General features: G+C 56.5%; 1 protein-coding gene. It reads right to left on the minus strand.

All coding sequences use genetic code 11. The features are described from left to right. Nucleotides 1-139 precede the first annotated feature (139 nt). On the minus strand, nt 140-395 hold a 256-nt coding region (locus tag AX750_RS26755), incomplete at its 5' end, for a hypothetical protein (RefSeq protein WP_210173044.1).

Raw genomic sequence — 395 nt, forward strand, 5'->3', positions numbered from 1 at the left:
CGATCCCGCCGTCGGGCACGAGATCGAAATCCCTGATCTTGATGTTGTCATGGGCAGTCGGCTTGTTCTTCATCGTCATTCTCCGTGGATAATTCTTTTTAGCTTTCGAGGATTTTTGGGCTGATCTGAGTTGATACTGCTAAGATCGGCGCAGTAGCTCGAGGATGCTGCCGAGCCCAGCGTCCGCAGTAGCGGCTGTATCGAGATCTGGAACTCGCGCTTCGTGAACGGGCGGGGCTTTGATCTCGGCAGGTGACCGAACGCGTTGCGGCTGGGTGACCTCGTTCTCGCGGGTTAAAGAATTCAGCTCCGCGCCGACGTATTCGGCCAGATCTTCCCCTGAGAGCCCGTCGATGACGACACCGGCTGCGATCAGGTGATAGATCGTAACATCG

Origin of the sequence: Methylobacterium sp. CCH7-A2 (genome assembly GCF_001557075.1) — a bacterium.
In the GTDB taxonomy this organism is placed as follows: Bacteria; Pseudomonadota; Alphaproteobacteria; order Rhizobiales; family Beijerinckiaceae; genus Allobosea; species Allobosea massiliensis.